This is a genomic window from Pandoraea faecigallinarum (assembly GCF_001029105.3).
Classification (GTDB): Bacteria; Pseudomonadota; Gammaproteobacteria; order Burkholderiales; family Burkholderiaceae; genus Pandoraea; species Pandoraea faecigallinarum.
Genome location: NZ_CP011807.3, coordinates 460,042 through 478,926 on the forward strand (window position 1 = coordinate 460,042; position 18,885 = coordinate 478,926).

18 protein-coding genes are annotated in these 18,885 nt (G+C 65.2%); 12 read left to right on the forward strand and 6 right to left on the reverse strand.

Annotated elements, in window-relative coordinates; all coding sequences use genetic code 11:
• The first annotated feature begins 172 nt into the window (after positions 1 to 172).
• The 5 genes from AB870_RS02050 to AB870_RS02070 all read left to right on the forward strand — a co-directional run bounded on the left by AB870_RS02050 (position 173) and on the right by AB870_RS02070 (position 5,903).
• A complete protein-coding gene (locus AB870_RS02050) occupies positions 173 to 1,324 on the forward strand; it encodes an ABC transporter substrate-binding protein (RefSeq protein ID WP_047906737.1) in 1,152 nt (383 codons plus the stop codon).
• 149 nt (positions 1,325 to 1,473) lie between these two features.
• The gene (locus AB870_RS02055; RefSeq protein WP_047906738.1) at positions 1,474 to 2,295 is read left to right on the forward strand and encodes an enoyl-CoA hydratase/isomerase family protein; all 822 of its coding nucleotides are present in this window, start codon (positions 1,474 to 1,476) and stop codon (positions 2,293 to 2,295) included.
• A gap of 143 nt (positions 2,296 to 2,438) precedes the next feature.
• Positions 2,439 to 3,500, forward strand: a complete 1,062-nt coding sequence (locus tag AB870_RS02060) for a PhaM family polyhydroxyalkanoate granule multifunctional regulatory protein (protein ID WP_053059528.1) — start codon at positions 2,439 to 2,441, stop codon at positions 3,498 to 3,500.
• A gap of 212 nt (positions 3,501 to 3,712) precedes the next feature.
• On the forward strand, positions 3,713 to 5,002 hold the full coding sequence (locus AB870_RS02065; RefSeq protein WP_047906739.1) for a patatin-like phospholipase family protein: 1,290 nt from the start codon (positions 3,713 to 3,715) through the stop codon (positions 5,000 to 5,002).
• Between the two features lie 40 nt (positions 5,003 to 5,042).
• Entirely contained in the window at positions 5,043 to 5,903 is an 861-nt protein-coding gene (locus AB870_RS02070; RefSeq protein WP_047906740.1) for an AraC family transcriptional regulator, read from the forward strand.
• Between the two features lie 137 nt (positions 5,904 to 6,040).
• Here the strand turns inward: AB870_RS02070 and AB870_RS02075 are convergent, their stop codons facing one another.
• The 3 genes from AB870_RS02075 to AB870_RS26725 all read right to left on the reverse strand — a co-directional run bounded on the left by AB870_RS02075 (position 6,041) and on the right by AB870_RS26725 (position 7,759).
• A complete protein-coding gene (locus AB870_RS02075; protein ID WP_047906741.1) occupies positions 6,041 to 6,655 on the reverse strand; it encodes a LysE family translocator in 615 nt (204 codons plus the stop codon).
• Positions 6,656 to 6,780: 125 nt separating this feature from the next.
• Positions 6,781 to 7,218: a nuclear transport factor 2 family protein gene (locus AB870_RS02080; protein WP_047906742.1), complete on the reverse strand. Its 438-nt coding sequence runs from the start codon at positions 7,216 to 7,218 to the stop codon at positions 6,781 to 6,783.
• Between the two features lie 31 nt (positions 7,219 to 7,249).
• The gene (locus AB870_RS26725; RefSeq protein WP_047906743.1) at positions 7,250 to 7,759 is read right to left on the reverse strand and encodes a chalcone isomerase family protein; all 510 of its coding nucleotides are present in this window, start codon (positions 7,757 to 7,759) and stop codon (positions 7,250 to 7,252) included.
• A gap of 806 nt (positions 7,760 to 8,565) precedes the next feature.
• Here AB870_RS26725 and AB870_RS02090 point away from each other — a divergent pair.
• The 3 genes from AB870_RS02090 (at position 8,566) to AB870_RS02100 (ending at position 11,331) form a co-directional block, all read left to right on the forward strand.
• Positions 8,566 to 9,438: a ferritin family protein gene (locus AB870_RS02090; protein ID WP_174554734.1), complete on the forward strand. Its 873-nt coding sequence runs from the start codon at positions 8,566 to 8,568 to the stop codon at positions 9,436 to 9,438.
• A gap of 386 nt (positions 9,439 to 9,824) precedes the next feature.
• Positions 9,825 to 10,346, forward strand: coding sequence for a D-glycero-beta-D-manno-heptose 1-phosphate adenylyltransferase (gene rfaE2, locus AB870_RS02095; RefSeq protein ID WP_047906745.1), 522 nt, complete (start codon positions 9,825 to 9,827; stop codon positions 10,344 to 10,346).
• Entirely contained in the window at positions 10,324 to 11,331 is a 1,008-nt protein-coding gene (locus AB870_RS02100; protein WP_047906746.1) for an asparaginase, read from the forward strand. The genes rfaE2 and AB870_RS02100 overlap by 23 nt, the downstream gene beginning before the upstream one ends.
• 257 nt (positions 11,332 to 11,588) lie before the next feature.
• Here the strand turns inward: AB870_RS02100 and AB870_RS02105 are convergent, their stop codons facing one another.
• The 3 genes from AB870_RS02105 to AB870_RS02115 are packed head-to-tail and all read right to left on the reverse strand — an operon-like array spanning position 11,589 to position 14,720.
• Positions 11,589 to 12,452, reverse strand: a complete 864-nt coding sequence (locus tag AB870_RS02105) for an SPOR domain-containing protein (RefSeq protein ID WP_047906747.1) — start codon at positions 12,450 to 12,452, stop codon at positions 11,589 to 11,591.
• 1 nt (position 12,453) lies between these two features.
• Complete coding sequence (locus AB870_RS02110; RefSeq protein ID WP_084663234.1) at positions 12,454 to 13,674, reverse strand: type III pantothenate kinase; 1,221 nt, start codon at positions 13,672 to 13,674, stop codon at positions 12,454 to 12,456.
• Positions 13,671 to 14,720 (reverse strand): biotin--[acetyl-CoA-carboxylase] ligase, encoded by a 1,050-nt coding sequence (locus AB870_RS02115; RefSeq protein WP_047906748.1) that lies wholly within the window; start codon positions 14,718 to 14,720, stop codon positions 13,671 to 13,673. The genes AB870_RS02110 and AB870_RS02115 overlap by 4 nt, the downstream gene beginning before the upstream one ends.
• A gap of 216 nt (positions 14,721 to 14,936) precedes the next feature.
• Between AB870_RS02115 and AB870_RS02120 the strand changes: the two genes are divergently transcribed.
• Genes AB870_RS02120 through AB870_RS02135 form a run of 4 tightly spaced genes read left to right on the forward strand, consistent with a single transcriptional unit; the run spans position 14,937 to position 18,871 of the window.
• Positions 14,937 to 16,058 carry an MlaE family ABC transporter permease gene (locus tag AB870_RS02120; protein ID WP_047906749.1) on the forward strand — a complete coding sequence of 374 codons (1,122 nt, stop codon included), beginning with the start codon at positions 14,937 to 14,939 and terminating at the stop codon, positions 16,056 to 16,058.
• Complete coding sequence (locus AB870_RS02125) at positions 16,058 to 16,993, forward strand: ABC transporter ATP-binding protein (RefSeq protein WP_237170026.1); 936 nt, start codon at positions 16,058 to 16,060, stop codon at positions 16,991 to 16,993. Before AB870_RS02120 ends, AB870_RS02125 begins: the two co-directional genes overlap by 1 nt.
• On the forward strand, positions 16,983 to 17,951 hold the full coding sequence (locus AB870_RS02130) for an MlaD family protein (protein WP_047906750.1): 969 nt from the start codon (positions 16,983 to 16,985) through the stop codon (positions 17,949 to 17,951). Before AB870_RS02125 ends, AB870_RS02130 begins: the two co-directional genes overlap by 11 nt.
• A 41-nt stretch (positions 17,952 to 17,992) precedes the next feature.
• Positions 17,993 to 18,871, forward strand: coding sequence for an ABC-type transport auxiliary lipoprotein family protein (locus AB870_RS02135; protein ID WP_071386824.1), 879 nt, complete (start codon positions 17,993 to 17,995; stop codon positions 18,869 to 18,871).
• Positions 18,872 to 18,885 lie beyond the last annotated feature (14 nt).

The window sequence follows — 18,885 nt, forward strand, 5'->3', positions numbered from 1 at the left end:
CCCGGATATGGCGGGGAATTCCGGCTCCGCTATTCTTTGTCTCCTTGAGTCGGTGCGTCTGCCTCGCAGGTTCGCGCACCGGCCCTAACTTTCGCCGGCGCGGCGCGAGGTATCCGTCCCGGGATGCCCGCGTACAGAAAAACACAGCGCGGGCCAGACCAGGAGATTTTTCATGCGAAACCCCGTGCGCACTGCCCTGCTGGGTGCGATGTTGCTGGCGCTGGCCGGCGGCGCTGCCGCTCAGGTCAAGATTGGTGTGAGCATCTCGCTCACCGGCCCCGCCGCTTCGCTCGGCCTTCCCGCGCGCGACACGATCAGCATGCTGCCCAAGGAAATCGGCGGCGAGAAGGTCGACTACATCGTGCTGGACGACGCGTCGGACACCACGACCGCCGTTCAGAACACCAAGAAGCTCATCTCCGAGAACCACGTCGACGCCATTATCGGCTCGTCGATCACGCCGAACACGCTGGCGATGCTCGACGTCATCGCTGCCGGCACCACGCCGACGATCTCTCTCGCCTCGTCCGCCCGCATCATCGAACCGGTGGACGCCAAACGTTACTGGATGTTCAAGACACCGCAGACCGACGCCCAGATGGCCTCCGCCATTGCCGAACATGCGAGCAAGCATGGCGTGAAGACGATGGCCTTCATCGGGCAGGGCGACGCGCTGGGCGAAGCCTTCTATGAAGAAGTCGCCAAGTTTGCCGGGCTTCACAAGATCAAGATGGTCGCCAGCGAGCGCTTTGCCCGTACGGACCCGAGCGTGACCGGTCAGATCCTGAAGATCATGGGCGCGAACCCCGACGCCGTCGTCGTTGGCGCGGCCGGCACCCCGGCCGCCCTGCCGCCGAAGGCGCTGGCGGAGCGCGGCTACAAGGGCCTCGTGTATCACAACCACGGCGTGGGCAATAACGACTTCCTGCGCGTTTGCGGCAAGGACTGCAACAACACGTACCTGCCGGCCAGCCCGGTGCTCGTGGCGTCGCAATTGCCGAACGATCACCCGGCCAAGGCCGTGGCGCTCGACTACATCAAGAAGTTCGACGCCAAGTACGGCGCGGGCAAGGTGGCCGCCTTCGGCTCGTACGCGTGGGACGCCGGTATCCTGCTGCAACGCGCGATCCCCATCGCTCTGAAGAGCGCCAAGCCGGGCACGCCGGAATTCCGCAAGGCGCTGCGCGATGCGCTGGAGTCGAGCAAGGACGTGCACGTGTCGAACGGCGTGACGAACATGAGCCCGACCGATCACCTTGGTCTCGATCAGCGCGCACGCGTGATGGTCAAGATCGACAACGGCAAGTGGGTGATTGCGCCGTAACCGCCGCCGCGATTGGACAATTGCGCGAATGCGAGGGGCGACAGACGTCTCGCATCGAAACTGTTGACCGTCGGCGGCGCTGGCTTTTGTCCGGTGCCGCTGTTCCATCCCCGCCTGTGCGGGGATATTTTTTTCCGGAGCGGTAAGCCATGTCGCAAGACCCGTATCAACACTACCAGTCGCTGCAATTCAAGCGGCATCCGAACGGCGTGCTCGAACTCATCATGGGCGCGGGGGCAAACAAAAGCGGCCTGTCGACGGCCGACCATCGCATGCACCAGGAACTGGCCGACGTGTGGCGCGATATCGATCGCGACGCGCAGACGCGCGCCGTTGTGATTCGCGGCGAAGGCAAGGGATTCTCCGGCGGCGGCGACCTGTCGCTCGTGGAAGACATGGCCGACGATTTCGCCGTGCGCGCGCGCGTGTGGCGGGAAGCCCGCGACCTCGTCTACAACGTCATCAATTGCAGCAAGCCCATCGTCTCGGCCATGCACGGCCCGGCTGTCGGCGCGGGACTCGTTGCGGGTCTGCTTGCGGACATTTCGATTGCCGCGAAGACGGCGCGCATCATCGACGGTCACACGCGGCTCGGCGTGGCGGCCGGTGACCATGCTGCCATCGTCTGGCCGCTGTTGTGCGGCATGGCCAAAGCGAAGTATTACCTGCTGCTGTGCGAACCCGTCACGGGCGAGGAAGCCGAGCGCATCGGCCTCGTCTCGCTCACGGTCGACGAAGCGGACCTGCTGCCCAAGGCGTTCGAAGTGGCCGACAAACTCGCGCGCGGTTCGAGCACGGCGATTCGTTGGACGAAATACACGCTCAACAACTGGCTGCGCAGCGCCGGTCCGGCCTTCGATGCGTCGCTGGCGCTTGAATTCATGGGGTTTTCGGGGCCGGATGTGCGCGAAGGCATCGCGTCGCTGCGCGAGCGTCGCGCACCGGACTTCGGCGGGGATGCGCCGTTCTGAGTTCCGGCGCCTCGGGGTTTACGACGGACGCGGCCTGTTTTGACACACCATCGGCGCATGCTCGGCGTATGATCGATAGCCATACGCCCTGTGCGCCTGGCTTGGCTGGCGCCGTCCGTCCCCGACCGTGACTGGAGATCGTAATGAGCGATTCGACGAGTGCCATGCCTAACGGCTTCGACATTCTCAAGAAGATGTGGGAGGCGTTCAGTCCACCCGCGACGTTCACCTCACCGCTGACGCAGTTGATGCAAAGCGCCGCGCCGCTGCTCGATCCCGGCGAAATCGAGAATCGCATTGCCGAAATGCGCGCTGTGGAACAGTGGCTCACCCTCAATCTGAACGTGCTGCGCTCGACCATTCAGGCGTTCGAGGTGCAGCGCGCCACGTATGCCACGCTGCGCGCGTTCGGCACGGGAAGCTTCGGCGCCGCTGCGTCCGGTGCGCCGGCTGCCGGTGACCCGGGCAGTCCCGACGACGCTGGCGCCGCCAGCCTCTGGCGCTCGCCGTTCTCCACGCAGACGCCGCAGGATGTCGAACCCGAACCGCAGGCTGCTGCTGCCGAGGCCGAATCCGAACCGGCACCGGAAGCGGCAGCCGAGGACGAGGTGTCGGCGGGCGGGGCGGGTGGGGCGGCGTCGCCGTTCGCGCAGGCGAGCAGTGCCTATGGTGCGCTGGACCCCTCGGTGTGGTTCAACGCCATGCGCGCGCAGTTCGATCAGATCGCTGCCGCGGCGCAGGCCGCTGGCGTGTCCGCGGCGCAGATGACCGAAGCCGCTGCGGCACAAATGTCGGAAGCGGCAGCCAAGGCGACGCATGCGACGCACGCAACGGCTGGCGCGGGCAGGGCTTCCGCCGGGAAGGCGCCGGGTAGTGTGGGCAAGGCGAGCAAGGCGGGCAAGGCGGGCGCGGTGACAAAGAAGGCGGCAGCGAAGACCGGGGCCCGGCGTGCGCCCGCGAGCAAGAAGACGCCGGCGAAGTCCGCTGCGGCGAAGACGTCTGCAAAGGCTACGACCAAGACGTCGGCGAAAGCGCCGTCGAAAGCACCGTCGAAAGCGGCAACCGGCACGCCTGCGAAGGCGGCGGGAAGCGCCTCGGGTCGGTCGGGGGAGTCGGTGGCGTCGGTGGCGTCGGTGGATAAGGCGCCAGGGACCCCAGGAAAAACGTCGGGTGTGACGGGCAAGCAGGCTGCCTGGAAGTGGTAGCGCGTGTGGTCTCGCGCACGGGCGTAAGCGCTTTCGACGGGTTTGACGGGACCTGAAGTGGTCCGAGGTGGCCAGAAGTGGCGTAAAACGGCGAGGAACGGCGAAGGAAGCTCGCGCAACCCTCGGCCGCCAGCGGGTGACGGAACGAAGGCCGCGCACAACAGCACGCGACAGCCGCGAACAACGACAGCGAAAGCAGGAGGAGGCCCCCCATGATCTCGGGCGAACGTACCGGTCTCGTCCTGATGGGCGGTGGCGCACGCGCCGCGTATCAGGTCGGCGTGCTCGCGGCGATTGCCGCGATTCAACGCGAGGTCCTGCCAACGCGGCGGGCGATCCCGTTTCCCATCGTCTGCGGCACGTCGGCCGGCGCAATCAATGCCGCAGCGCTCGCCTCGCACGCCGACGATTTCCAGCACGGTGTCATGAAGCTCGACGCCGTCTGGCGTCAGTTCCACGCCGGTCAGGTGTTCCGCGCCGACTCGCTGGGCATGGCGGGCACCGGCGCTCGCTGGCTCGCCGCCATCTCTCTGGGCTGGGCGTTGCGACGCTCGCCGCGATCCCTGTTCGACTGGTCGCCGCTGGCCGGCATGCTGCGTCAGGCGATTCGTCTCGATCGCCTGCCGGAAGTCTTCGCATCCGGGGCACTTGAAGCCCTGTCCGTGACGGCGCTCTCGTATTCGTCCGGCAAACACGTCACGTTTTACCAAAGCGCCGAGCCGATTCAGGCATGGAAGCGTTCGTTGCGGCTCGCGCGGGCGGTGCCGTTGACGGTGGAGCACCTGCTGGCGTCGAGCGCGATCCCGTTTCTGTTTCCCGCCATCGAACTCGATCTCGACGGACAGTCCGAGTACTTCGGTGACGGCTCGATGCGTCAGATCGCGCCGCTCAGCCCGCCGATCCATCTCGGTGCGACGCGCGTGCTCATCATCGGCGCCTCGCACGGACAGTACGGGCTCGATAGCAGCGGCGAGCGTATCGGCGGGTATCCGAGCCTCGCGCAGATTGGCGGACAGGCGCTTGCGAGCGTGTTCATCGACGGATTGTCGGCGGATCTGGAGCGCCTGCAACACATCAACAACGTGCTGCGCCATGTGCCAGAGGCGCAGCGCGAGTCGAGCGGGTGGCGTCCCATCGAGACGCTGCTGATTTCGCCGAGTCAGCGCCTCGAACCGATTGCGGCGCGGCATCTGAAGCAATTGCCCCGCGCCGTGCGAACGATGCTCGGCGCGATCGGCGCCGATGCCGAGCGCGGGGCGGCTTTCGCCAGTTATCTGCTGTTCGAATCGGCGTACACTCAGGAGTTGATTGCGCTGGGCGAAGCCGACGCTTATGCGCAGCGCGACGCGATTGCCGCATGGCTCGTCGCCGAGGCGGACGGCACGAGCCCGCTCGACGGCGTCGAGGCCGGCGCTGTCGGTGGCGCCGCGCCACCGGCAAACTCGCCGCTGTCCGCCGATCCGGCCGCCGCGGTGGCCGACACCGGCAAACCTGCCGCTTGACGGCGCGCGGGCCACCCGTGCGCTTCCATGGACCCAACGAATGACCGTCGCTTCCCCATCACGCACCGATCATCTGCCCTGCCCCTATCCGTCGACATTCTGGCGCGATCCGGCCCTTCCGTTTCTCGAAGCCCGCGAGGTGCTCGACGGCCGACGGGTCTGCTACGCGCGGCACAGCCACGAGACGTTTTCCATCGGCGCGGTGACGGGCGGACGCAGCACCTATCTCAATGGGGGCGCGCGGGAGACGGTCGGGCGCGGCAGTGTCGTCGTGATGAACCCGGATGCCGTGCACGCCTGCAACCCCATCGGCGGCGACGCATGGGCGTATCGCATGCTGTTCGTCGACACGGCGTGGCTCGGGAGCCTGCAACGCGAGCTGGGGTTTGGGGACGGGCAGGATCTGCATCTGTTCGATCCGTTGTCGTCGACCGATGCGACGCTGTACGAAGGCCTCAATCGGTTGTACGACGTTTGCACCGATGCGTCGCGCGAGGTGTTGGAGCGAGAGAGTGTCGTGCAGCAGTTCTTCATCGACGTGCACGAGCGCCTCAATCCCGCGCCCAGGCCAATGCGCGACGACTCGCACAAACTGCACCGCGCGGCGGATTTCATTCGTGCACACTGCTGCGAGGCGCTGACGCTCGCGCAGATTTGTGACGCTGCGGGGCTGTCGGCGTCGTATCTTACACGGGCGTTTCGTGCACGGTTCGGCCTCACGCCGCATGCGTTTCTGATGAATCGGCGAATTCAGTATGCGCGCTCGCGCCTGCGTCGCGGCCATGCGATTGCGGAGGTCGCGCTCGATGCCGGCTTCGCCGACCAGGCGCACTTCCAGCGGACCTTCAAGCAACTGCTTGCGGCCACGCCGGGGCATTATCGCGAGGCGCGCGCGGCCTGAGCCGATTCAGCGGACTTCAGTGGACGCTAGTGGACCTTAGCGGACTCAGCGTCGCCTACTGCGCGAATCGCGTGAGCTGCCATCCGGCGTCGTACGGCGGCGAGCAAGCGCCCTACGCGGCATGCCGCACGAATCGGTTATCCCCCCACCACCAGATACACCGCGCTACCCGCCAACAGCGCGGCCATCCCACGATTCAGATACCGCACGCGCGCCGGGTTGCCCAGATGCTGCCGCAACATCGCGCCCGCGGCGGCCCAGCATCCGACCGATAACCAGCACACGGCGAAGTAGATCGCCGCGAATTGCCAGATGCGCGCCGGGTCGCCGCCGGTGTATGCGCCCATGCCCGCCAGTGCGGCGAGCCAAGCCTTGGGGTTAAGCCATTGCATCACCGCCCCATGCAACATCGTGGGGCCGCGTTGCGAGCCGGGACTAGCCATGTCCCGGGGATATCCGGCCGTGCCAAGTTCGCCGTCGTCGACGGCCAGCCTGTACGCCATGTACAGCAGAAACGCCACGCCGAACCACTGAATTAGCTGCATCAGCACGGGCATGCGTTGCAGCAGCTCGTAGACACCGAAGCCCACGGCGACGAGCAAGACGACGAAGCCGATCGTCGCTCCTGTCACGTGGCGCAGGCTCGGCACGAGGCCATAGCGGGCGCCGGAGCCGAGCGCCACGACGTTGACCGGGCCGGGGGTGATGGAAGCGGCCAGCGCGAATGCGGCCATCGAGTAAAAAATCGTCATCGGAATCCTCGTTGCGGGCACCGCGGCAGCGTTGCCACGAGTGCGAGGTTCCGACTTTAGGTGAGCGGGTGGACCGCGTATTGAAGAAAACTGCCCTCGCGCGATGCCGCCGGAGTCGTCCGGCCCTAGAGGAACAGTCGATGGCGCAGCCAACGTATCAAGCGTCCCAGAAACGGCACCTTCAGATAGAGGTCTTCGGTGGCGTCCCAATAGTCGCGTTGATACGCGATGCGCCCATCCACGGCAAGACGCAGGTGCGACGCGCCATGAATGACCTGCTCGTCGTCGAGCCAGCGCTTCGTGTGGAAGTAGAGATTCCAGACGAGTAACGCCTGATTGTGCTGCAACAGTTGAGCGGTCACTTCGATGCGCGGTACTTCGAGACGCTCGAACAGCCGCGTGAGCAGCCCGGCGACTTCGGCGGCGCTGCGCACTTCGTGAAGCGGCGTCTTCACATAGACGTTCGGCGTGTAGAACTCCCCGAGATTGCCGATGCTCTGGCGCGTCAGGGTCTCGAAGTAGTACGTGAGGCGCGTTATTGCAGCCGTGTGGTCGATGTCCATAGGTCCATGGGCACGCGAGTCCATGTGCGGGTCAGTGCGCGTCGCTGATCAGTTCTGCGCGCAGGTCGGGGGCACTTGTGCGCGGGTCCAGCCAGATGGCGAAGAAGGCTCGACCGAAGGCGTCGCCTGCGATCTGACCGATGAGCTTGCCGTCCGAGAAGAAGCGTGTGCCGTCGCCCGGTCGGAAGACGCCCGTCAGGTGCTGTCCCGCCGAGACGTCAGGCAGGATCCGGGCGAGTTCGTCGGCCCAGCGCTGCCGCTCGGCGTCGGTCCCCACTTGCAGTTTGCTCATTTCGATCAGACTGCGCTGCACGAGCGTGCGCGATTTGAAGCTGCGCGCGTAACGCACGTCGAGAACGAGGGGGTGGGTGCTCCAGTTCGCGCCGACGCGATCGGCGCCGGAAAAGAGCGCTGCGTCATAAAGGTGAAAGCCCAAACGCGAGAACGATCCGTGACCGACCAGATGGACGGCGGGGGCCTCCTGCGAGGCCAGTTGGCCGGCGTCGAACGCCTGTACGCCGGGGGCCGTCGCCACCGCCATCAAAAAACAGGCGGCGCGCAGCCATAGGGCAAAGGCGGGACGAAATGCCTGGTGTGCGCGGCACGCCCGATTTGTCTGATTCGTCCGGTTTGTCCGGTTTGCCCGATGTGCTCGAAGTGCCATGCTCGGCTCCTTATCTCTCAAGGATCCAGTCGAGTCGGTAGGCCCATTGGCGGCGTTCGGCCCGTTCTGCCGAGACGTCTGCCCGTCATACATGTTGCGTAATTGCGACTGAGAACTATCCTCAAAGCGGTGGCACCCCACCGTCTGGGCTGTCGCGAGGCCGGAACGATTGTTTTCAGCGTAGACCATCGGCGCGGCACGTGCACGCCCATGGAACAAGGACATACCCTGACACGCCGGCGTCACATGCCCGTCGCATCGTCTTGCGCGACGAACCATCGGCAGGGGCGGGCACTCTCCACGGTGCGAATGCTCAACCTCTGCCGCCCCTTGAGCTTAGGCGCTTTGCGTGACAATTTGATGGGGGTCAAAATTACGACGCATTACCGTCACGCGAGTGTCAAACGTAACGGTAATGAAGGAGAATTATGTTATGATTCAAGAGTTTGCCCATATTTTAGTAGGGTCGCTCTAAGCCATATCGCCAGGATGCGGCCAGATCACAGGCGTGAAATCGCCGTCCTCATGCGACGGCAGGGTTCAAGACGTGGAACCGGAACGGCGGGGGCCGACCGTGACACGCTCACCGTTTTGTCTGTCGAAATTCGGCGTAAACTTTCACAATACTATCTTGAGTCCTGGTGTAAGGTCTCGCGACCTTGGGGGTAATTGAAATGACCGAAATGCTGTATCCCGAACTGTACAAGTCGCTGGAGGCAGTGCGTTGGAACATGGAGAAGGACATTCCGTGGGACAAGTTCGACGCGAGCCAACTCACCGACGATCAGGCGCGCACCATCAAGATGAATGCCATCACGGAATGGGCGGCACTGCCGGCCACCGAGATGTTCCTGCGCGATAACCGTGACGACAGCGATTTCTCCGCTTTCATGAGCGTCTGGTTCTTCGAAGAACAGAAGCATTCGCTGGTGCTCATGGAGTACCTGCGCCGCTTCCGCCCGGATCTCGTGCCGACCGAGGCAGAACTCCACGCCGTGCGCTTCCCGTTCGACCCGGCCCCGCCGCTCGAGACGCTGATGCTGCACTTCTGCGGCGAAATTCGCCTGAACCACTGGTATCGCCGTGCTGCCGAGTGGCACACGGAGCCGGTCATCAAGCACATCTACGAAGTGATTTCGCGCGACGAAGCCCGTCACGGCGGGGCTTACCTGCGTTACATGAAGAAGGCGCTGACGAACTTCGGCGATAACGCACGTGCGGCGTTTGCGAAGATCGGCGTATTGATGGCTGCGGCGCGTCGTACCGAAAAGCCGCTGCACCCGACGAATCTGCACGTGAATAAGGAACTGTTCCCGAACGACACGGTGCAGTCGCGTCTTCCGGAGCCGGAATGGCTCGAACACTGGCTCGACGAGCAGATCAAGTTCGACGACAGTTGGGAGAAGAAGGTTGTCGAGCGCATTCTGCACAACATGTCGCTGCTGTTCGAGCGCACGTTCGCCACGGCGCAGGATCTGAACCGCTATCGCAAGGAAATCACCGTGCGTCTGGCCGCGGTGGCGGCACCGGCATCGGCCGTTGCTGCCTCGGCGTAAGCCGGGACGCCACGAGGTCGGCATAGGCTGGCCCGACCGGCGTAGGCCGACGTGGGCAGAAGGTGCGGTATCCGAGAAAGGGGGCTTCGGCCCTCTTTTTCGTTGCCGGAACAAAAACGCGCATGCCTTCCGCCAGTGTGCGCCGGACGTCCGGGAGACTGCGCACCTTTTGACGGACCGCGGCACCGCGCGATGGCGAGCGCCCTGTCGCACGTTGCGACGGCTTGACGGCCATGCCCGCGTTGCCAAAGAGTCGGCGGCCCCGATTTTCGCCAGCATTCCCAGAAACGGTGATGCCGGGATCGCGAGGCGTTAGCCGCGTCGTGTGACAATAGCGGCCATTAGCGCGCCGGAACCGAACTGCGCGTTCACTTCGATCGATTGCCATGTCATCTTCCCAAGTCATTCCTCAGGCCGATTTCGAGGCCAAGATTCTTTCTCGCGAGGCGCTGGCCGCACTGGCACCGAGCCTGCCTCGCCCGCTGGTGTTCACCAACGGCGTGTTCGACATTCTGCATCGAGGTCACGTCACCTATCTGGCGCAGGCGCGCGCACTGGGCGCGTGCCTGGTCGTCGGTGTGAACACCGACGCGTCGGTTCGCACGCTCGGTAAGGGCGACGACCGTCCCATCAACAACGAGAACGATCGTGCGGCACTGCTCGCCGCGCTGCAAAGCGTCGATTACGTCGTCACATTCGGTGAGACGACACCCGAGGCGCTGATCGCTGCCGTACGTCCGGATATTCTCGTCAAGGGCGGCGACTACGACATGGACAAGCTCCCGGAGTCTGCGCTGGTGCGTGGCTGGGGCGGCAAGGCGCTGGCGATCCCGTTCGAACATCAACGCTCGACGACGTCGCTGCTCAAAAGGTACGGGCCCAATCATGACGCATGTGCCTCTCGTTGAAGTCACGCGCGGCGCGAACGGTGTCGATACGGTTGAGTGCGTGCATTACGGTTCGGTCGCGGTCGTCGACGCGCAAGGGCGCCTCCGATACGCCGCGGGCGATCCTTCGTTCCTCACGTTCTCGCGCTCCACGCTCAAACCGTTCCAGGCGCTGCCGTTCGTCGAAGGCGACGGCGTTGCCCACTTCGGCCTGACGCAATCGGAACTGGCGCTGTTGTGCGCCAGCCACTCCGGCGAGTCGTTTCATGTCGACGGTGTCAAGCGTCTACTGAGCAAAGCGGGTTGCGACGAACACCATTTGCAGTGCGGTTGCCACGTGCCGACGTTCTACTCCGCGACCGGCAAGCGTGCCCCAGCCGACCTGAAGCCGACGCCGTTGCACCATAATTGTTCGGGCAAGCATGCGGGCTTTCTCGCGTATTGTGTGCAGCATGGTTTGCCCCTCGACAGCTATCTCGATCCGGATCACCCGTTGCAGCGGAGGATTCGTGCGCGTGTGGGCGATGTCGTGGGCGTTGATGGCGACACATTGCCGCTCGGTATCGACGGTTGCTCCGCACCGAACTATGCGCTGCCGCTCGATAAACTCGCTGCGGCGTACGCCCGCCTGGCCGCGAGCGACAATGGGGCCTTCTCGACGCTGTTCGCTGCCATGACGCAACAGCCTGAGATGGTTTCCGGCACCGCGCGCAACGATCTGGCGTTCATGCGCATGGCGCCGGGCGACTGGGTAGCGAAGATCGGCGCCGACGGTGTGCAAACCATCGGCGTGCGCTGCGCAGGACTCGGCATCGCGATCAAGGTCGTTGACGGCAACATGCGTGCGCTGTACACGGCGGCAGTGGCGGTACTCAAAGCGCTGGGACTCGTGGATTCGCCCGAAGACACCGGTCTGGCACCGTGGGCCGCGCCGGTGGTGAAAAACGCGCGTGGCACGCGAACTGGCGTGGTGCGGCCCGTGGTGGAACTGAAGCGGGTTGCCTGATTGGCATTGAGCGGGAATTGCTGATGTGGCATCTCGCCGCTTTCATCCAGAAAGATGGCGACTTGCGACAGATGCGCCGGCCGCACCCGTGCCGGACGCCCGAACTTGCTGTGACCGGCGGCCGGAAACACGGTGTGGGGCTGCGCGATGATGGCTTCGGCCACTTCCTGATGCCCGCCATCAACGCCCATCATCAACGCCCGCCACCAACCCAAGCCACCAACCAAGCCGCCAACGCACGCGGTCGACGCACCTCGCTAATGCGCGCCGACCGGCGGGCTACCCGCCGGTGCCGGGCACGCCTTCACCAGTTGCACCGACCATTGCTGCGTGACGACGCCGCGTACCTGCGTCGCCGCATTCGCGTTGATCCCCGCGATGCGATAGACGATTCGGCTCCTGGCGTTCGGCCTCTCGCTCAACTGTGGTGTGAGACCTTTCTTTTGCGCTGCCGCCATCAGACGCGTGGCACGGTCCTTGTCGTTGAACAGTCCCAGCGACACGACCAGCGTCGAGCCTTCGTCGTTGACGAGGAAGTATTCCGTTACACCAGCCGAGCGCAACTGCGCCACTTGCTTGTCCGCGGCTGCTTTGTTCGGCACCGGGTCGAGGTGCACCCAATACCGCTTGTCCACCGAGATCGACTGTATATCGCCCTGTCCGGCGGGAAGGGCGGCGAGCAGCAGACCACGTGCCTGCTGCGCGTCGGCGGCGGCAAACGGTCCGACGTCGAGGCACGTGGATGCCGCAACGGCGGCAGCCGCCTGCGACGCTCCGGCTTCGCCCGACACCGCAGCCGGTGCTGTCGCGGCCATGGCCTGACTTGCCGCCGCTACCGCTGACGCCGCAGCCGGTGCCGTCGATGCTGTCGATGCCGTCGCATCGCTGTCGCTTGCACTACGTGATGCCTCGGCAGCAGTTGCCGCCGCACTGGCCGGTAACTGGGTACCGATCTCCGCGCCAGTGAGGCGAACATGCGCCGGGTCGAGCTGTGCCGTGATGCGTGCCGGTTCACGGCCGGTTTCGGGCAACACGTCACGCCATTTCAGCCAGCCGAGCTGTACTGCCGCCAGCGCCGCGTTTGCCGCGAGAAACATGACGAGCAACAACGCACGCAACATCTCAGATCCCTCCGCCTGCATGTCCGGCACGGCGCGACGCGCTTACCGGGATATCGGTCGCAGCGGCATCGGGCGACGCGGGCTCGGTGGGACGCAGCGATTCGGTGGCTCGCAGCGCGACCTCGTAAAGACCCGCCGGTACAAGCTGGTCGTGTTCGGTAAAGGGCAGCGAAAGCGCATGTGCGAGCGCGTGACGCGCGCCGCCCGACAGCACGCACCGGACCGCCGCCCCAAGCTGGGCTTCCAGTTGCGCGTGACTGCGCTCGACGAGGCCCGCCTGTGATGCGGCGCAGCCGCGAAGAATCGCTTCGGTCGTGCTGCGTGCAAAAGCCTGTCCACCGGAGGGCATGGCGGCATCGAGCGCCGGCAACTGAGCCGTGCCCTGAGCGAGCGATTGGAGCATCAGTGCCGGGCCGGGGGCGATCAGCCCGCCGAGATATTCGCCGTCGCCACGCAACGCTTCCACGGTCGTTGCCGTGCCGAGCGTTACGATCAGTAGATGTTCGCCTGGCCAGGCCGCGTGCGCGCCGATCAGGCTCGCCCATCGGTCGCTACCGAGTTGCGCCGGTTCCCGGTAGCCGTTGCGCACTCCTGCCCGCGACTCGCTCGCGCGCAGTACCTGAAGCCAGTCGGCGGAGGCCATGCCCCACAGCGTCTGTAACGTCATTCGCACCGCTTGTTCGGCGGCGTCTCCGGCGACGTTGGTGAGCCACACGCCAGCCGGTTCGGGACAAATGAATCCATCGTCGCGCCCGGCCTGCCCAAGCGCCAAAGGCACGGTGTTGGGCGCGAAGTGTCTGCTGCCGTCGCCGGCGGTCACATCGGCGGCGCTGTGGCCTGCGGATGCCCGCGGTGCTTCGCCACGGCCGGAACTCTCAGAACCCTCGGTCCCAGCCGGCCCGGCCGCCTCAGCCGCCTCAGCTGCCTCAGTGGCCTCAGTGGCCTTAGCGGCCTCAGCCGAACTGAGTGCGGACCATCCGGCGCGAATCTGCGTGGCGAGCGTGCGCCACTGCGCATGATCCACCGCGCCGCTGGCGAGGAACGACGGCGAGGCGGCGCGCCAGTGGGCAGGGCGCCTCGCCGGTGCCAGCGCCCACTTGATCCGGCTATTCCCGGCATCGATAAGCAGCCACGGGGCGGCGTTCGCGCCCGTTTCCCCGCCGGTAGCCGTCGCGCCGGTCAATGTGGGCGACGTCGGTGATGTTCGCCGTGGGGCGGTCATCGGCGATCCTCCCGGGCTCCGGACGTGCCCGCTGCTGAGGACGTATCGAGCAGGCGTACCGACACTTCGCCGCTGGCAATCGTGCGTTCGCCTTCGTTCGTCGCTACCCGCAGGCAACCTTGTGCGTCGACGCCCAGGGCCACGCCGTGCAATATGTCGCGCCCATGCTCGATCACGCGAATCGGTGCCCCGGCGTATGCATGCATCGCTTCCCAGTCTTCACGGAATGCGGCGAACCGGTGATGGGCGAAGCGATCGAGCATTGTCGACAAGCGTTGCACCAGCGCGACGAGTACCGACGACATATCCGGATCAGCCAGCACCGATTCCAGGGCCGCGGGCGGTGTGACCGGAATGGCCGGATTGGGCGGTGCAGCGGACGCCGCGGACATAGCCGATGCGCCCCGTGTGCTCGACGCGCTTGTCGCTGCGGTGGCGTTGTCGATGCGCGTGGCCACATCCGCGGCATGCCGAAGGTTGACGCCGATGCCGATGACGACGCCGATGCGCCCCTGTCCGGCGGGCACCGTCTCGATCAGAATGCCCGCGAGTTTGCCGCCGCGCAGCAGTACGTCATTGGGCCATTTGAGACCCAGCGCCTGAGGTGCCGCCAGCGGCAAGTCCGATAGTCCTTCGACCACGGCAACGCCTGTGGCCAACGACAATCCGGCCAGTTCGGCCGGCCCGCACGGCATGACATATGCAAGCGAGAACGTGAGGCTGTCACCCGGCAGGCTTTGCCACGCCCGGCCGCGCTGTCCGCGCCCCGCCGTCTGTTGCATGGCGGCGCGCACGATGGGCGCATGCGAGGCGTCTTCGCGAAGGCGGGCGAGAAGGTCGAGATTCGTGGAGCCGGTGGCATCGACCACTTCGATCTGCCAGCCCCGGCACGCGGCGCTCAGACACGAGCGGATGCGCTCGCCATCGAGATGCCGGGCGGGCGAGCCGGTCGTCGACACGGCAGCCTCGCCGGACGGACGTTCCGGGGAATCGGAAGGCGTCGTGGCAGGGGCGGCGTCGGGCGGGAAAAGTGCGGCGTTATTCATGGCTGCTATTGTAGCGGCGCGGCAGGCGCCGCGCCCGGCTGTGCTGTGTCTGGCCTTGTATTTCGGCATTATCCGAGGCACGCGTCGGACGATTCCGGCAGGTTTTCAGCGCGCGCCGGGTTGCCATCGACAGGTCGCGCCTGTACCGTACAATGACCGCGTTTTGCTGGATTCACGCCGGATTCCGGCCAGTTTGCCGTCAGGAGATCCCCCGTTTTGAACCTCGATGCCGTACCCACTCTGGAACTGGCTACCTCGCCACAGGGCCCTGTGGTGATGTTGCGCGGCCTGTGGACGGCGCTGGCGCTCTCGCAGCGCAAGAAAACGCTGCTGCGCCTGGTCCATGCCCTGCCGCGCGGCGACCTGGCGTGGGACCTTACGTGCGTCGAACGTCTCGACCACGTGGGCGCGCAGGCGCTATGGCGCTACTGGCAACGTAAGTACCCCGAACGCATCGCGCTCACGCCGACACAGCGCGCGCTGTTCGATCACCTGGCCGAGTTCGACCGAACGCGCCAGAGTCCGGTGCCCACGCGCCGCGTCGATCCGATCAGCCGCCTGGGTTATTCGTTGTTCACACTCGGCGAACATTTGCGCGATGGCATCACGATGTTCGGCCGTTTCGTAATCGACCTCGGCCGAGTCGTACGTCATCCGGTACGCGCGCCGTGGCTCGAAATGTCAGCGAACATTTACAGCGCGGGCACCCGGGCGCTCGGAATCACGGCGATGGTCGCATTTCTCATCGGCATCGTCCTGTCCTACCTGTCTGCGCAGCAGCTGAAGTTGTATGGCGCGAGCACGTTCATCGTGAACATTCTCGGCCTCTCAGTGATCCGCGAACTCGGGCCGGTGCTTTCCGCGATTCTCGTGGCGGGGCGCTCCGGCTCTGCGATTACGGCACAACTGGGTGTCATGCGCGTGACCGAGGAACTCGACGCGATGCGCGTGATGGACATCCCGCATGGGCTGCGCCTGGTGTTGCCCAAGGTCATCGCATTGGCGATCGCGATGCCGCTACTCGTCATGTGGACGAATATCGTCGCGCTGCTGGGCGGTGCGCTCGCGGCCAAGTATGAGCTTGGCATCGGGCTGCATTACTTCTTCACCACACTGCCCAATGCAGTTCGCATCGCGAACTTGTGGATCGGTCTGGGCAAAGGGGTCGTGTTCGGCATGTTGATTGCGCTCGTGGCCTGCCACTTCGGCATGCGTGTGAAACCCAATACGCAGAGCCTCGGCGAAGGTACGACACAGTCGGTCGTCACGTCGATCACCGTGGTGATTCTGGCGGATGCCGTCTTTGCGATTCTCTTTCGCAATGTGGGGATCGGCTGATGAGCGATTCCATCGTGCGCGATCCGTCCAAATCACGTGCGGCGCCGGAGCATTCGCAGGGCGGCGACGTGCGCCTTGGCGCCTCGGCCGGGTGTCCGCCGGTCTCGTCCACGTTGCCGGGCGAAGCCCAGCCTGTCATCGAAGTGCGCGACCTCACCAAGCGCTACGGCACTCACACGATTCACGAACATCTGGATCTCACGGTGCGTCAGAGCGAGATCATTGCGCTGGTTGGCGGTTCGGGTTCCGGCAAGACTACGCTGATCCGTCAGATCATTGGGCTGGAAGCGCCCACGAGCGGGCACATCAGCATCTTCGGTCACGACATTACGATGATCGACCGGCGTACCGCGCACTTGCTGCGTCGCCGCTCAGGCATGCTGTTCCAGCGTGGTGCCCTGTTCTCCGCGATGACGGTGTTCGACAACATTGCCCAGCCATTGCGTGAGTTGCACACGTTGTCCGAAGATCTGATCCGCGATGTCGTGATGTACAAGCTCGAGATGGTGGGGTTGTCGGGACGGATGGCGAACCGCATGCCGTCCGAGTTGTCGGGCGGCATGATAAAGCGTGTCGGTATCGCGCGCGCGATTGCGCTGGAGCCGGAATTGCTGTTCCTCGACGAGCCGACCGCGGGACTCGACCCGCAGGCGTCCGACGAATTCGTGGACATGATTCGCGGGCTGCACCGCTCGCTCGGACTGACCGTCGTCATGGTCACCCACGATCTGGATACCGTGATGATGCTCGCCACGCGCGTGGCAGTGCTGGCCGAACGCAAAGTACTCGTCAACGAGCCTGTCGAAGACGTGGTCTGTGTCGACCACCCGTTCATCCACAGCTTCTTCCTCGGTGAGCGAGGCAGACGCGCGCTGCTGGCTTTGCCCGCAGCACGGCGTGCCAAGATTTCGGAGTTACTCGACGATGGAAAATAAATCGCACGCTTTCATGGCGGGCCTCTTCACGCTGGTGCTGCTTGCCGCGGTCGCCGCGGCGGTGTACTGGTTCAATCGCGACAACCGCGTGCGTGTGCCCTACGATCTGGTTGCCACCACCAATGTGACCGGCCTCAATCCCGAATCGGCGGTGCGCTATCGCGGCCTGGGCGTCGGCAAAGTGGAGTCCATCAAGTTCGATCCGCGCAAGCCGGGGCAGATTCTGATTCGTATCCTCGTGAACGAGGGCACGCCGATGACCAAATCGACGTTCGCCACGTTGAGCTATCAGGGCGTGACGGGACTGGCGTTCGTGCAACTGGACGACGACGGACATGACCGTACGTTATTGACATCCTCGCAGACCCAGGTCGCGCAATTGCGTCTGCGCCCGAGCTTCGTCGACGAACTTCAGCGGCGCGGGAACAATCTCGTGCATCAGTTGGAAGAGGCAACGTCCTCCGTCAACAAGCTGCTCGCCCCTGAAAACCGGCAGGCAATTCTCGATTCGATCAACAGTGTGAAGACTGCCGCGCAGGGCGTGAACCGGGTGGCGACACAGCTCGAACCTGTCACGAAGCAACTGCCGGAGACGGTGCGCGAGTTGAACGGCACGCTGGCGGGCGCGCATCGCCTGACGAATCAATTGACGGATCCCCAAGGGCCGCTCGTGCGCAATCTGGACAGCGTCGGACGCGCGGCCGATCAGGCGGCGTCGAGTCTGGCGGCATTCCAGGGCACGATGCAGACGTTCGAAGGTTCGCTGCAACAGGAAGCGCTGCCGCGCCTGAACCGGCTCTCCGACGACCTGCGCTTCACGTCGCAGGCAGTGGGTCAGGCGGCAGAGACGATCAACCGCAATCCGCGCGCGCTGCTGTTCGGCACGACACCGCCGCCGCCGGGGCCGGGCGAGGCCGGCTTCGCGTGGCCGAGCGGCACGGGCGGGGCAGGGCAATGAGCTGCGACACCGTTATCACCGTCATACAAGAGGATACCGAGATGACTGAGCCGACTGGATCGATCGAGACGAGCAAGGCGAGGCTCCTCGGTGCGAATCGCCAAGGCCGCTTCGCCGTGTGGCGATACTGTGCGTGGCGCGCGGTTGCCGGCACGTGCGTTCGCGGTGCTGCAAAACGGATGGCGGCCGCGCTTGGTGTCGCGTTCGGTACGGCGGTGCTGGTGGCGGGCTGTGCGGCACCGTCGCCGTCGGCCTCACTGGCACGGTTCGACCTCGGGCCGCCCACAATGCCTGCGTCGGCCCTTGCCGCATCGGACACGCAAAACCATGCGAGCGGCGTGAATGCCCCGGCCTCGGAAGTCGTTGCCGCCGGTGCCCCGAGCCTGTCGCCGCTGAAGGTCGTGGTCAACGCGCCCAGTTGGCTCGACTCCGACATGATCTATTACCGTCTGCCCGTCAGCGAAGGCGATCAGGCGCGCGTGTACGCGAACAGCCGTTGGTTGTCCTCGCCGGTACGGCTGTTCGGCGATCGCCTGCGGGCCGCGTTGTCCGTCGACCGCGTGGTACTGGCGGCCGGTGACCCGGCCGCGGCACCCGCGCTGCGGGTGGAAATCGAGGAGTTCGCGCAATACTTCGACAGCACCTCGGCAAGCCACGGTGTCGTTCAGGTGCGCGCGACGCTGTTCGACGGGCCGAAGCTGCTCGCCCAGACGACGCTGCGCGGGCAGGCGCCTGCCGCCACAGCCGATGCGGCGGGCGGTGCAAAAGCGCTTGCGACCGCCAGCGATACCGTGCAACGGCAACTGATTCAGTGGCTCGCCGGGCGCGTGCCCATGCCGTCGGCCACGACTCGTGCGCCTGCGCAAACGCGCGCATTGCCCGCCTTGTCCTCGCCGGGTGCAGCGGCGCCTTCGCGATAGCGGATTGTCTCGCC